Raw genomic sequence first — 606 nt, forward strand, 5'->3', positions numbered from 1 at the left:
TTAAACTCTTCTTTTTTCCCAAAACCAATTAAACGCTGAATCGCCATTTGAACATAGTCTAAACCATAGCGAAATAAACTCATTGAGAGTCGTCCATGCTTCTTTATTTTTATCGCTTTTTTTTGATTATGTTGCCATTCACCCGTTAAGTAACACCAACAGAAGCTTATAGCTAACACCGCAATCAATTTTTTCACTCGTCTAGGGTCTGTCAAGCGCGTATTTTCAAGATTAAACCCGCGTCCTTTGAGACAACTGAATAAGGTTTCAATTTCCCAGCGTAATGCATAATCCTGAATAGCATTGGCATTAAACTGAGGAGAAACGACGAGTAAAAGCTCTCCATTTTCTAACTGTAGTGCACTTATATATAGTTTCACCCGACCAACCAAAATCCGTCGTTTACGACATTCAATTTGACCAACTTTAAGATGGCGAAATAAATCACTAATTTTATGATTCTTTCCTAAATGATTGGTGACAATGAAGTTTTTTTAACACGAATGCAGAAGTTGATGTCTTGTTCAATTAACCATGTAAACCACTGCTCACCGATAAACTCTCTGTCTGCGAACACATTCACAATACGGTCTTTACCAAAAATGG

At 36.8% G+C, this 606-nt stretch carries 1 pseudogene; it reads right to left on the minus strand.

Going from position 1 to position 606, the window contains the following annotated elements:
* Window positions 1–606: pseudogene (locus tag L6C30_RS14695) on the minus strand (IS4-like element ISAba1 family transposase); the annotation flags it as partial.

Origin of the sequence: Acinetobacter sp. KAM396 (assembly GCF_021602765.1) — a bacterium.
Classification (GTDB): domain Bacteria; phylum Pseudomonadota; class Gammaproteobacteria; order Pseudomonadales; family Moraxellaceae; genus Acinetobacter; species Acinetobacter towneri_A.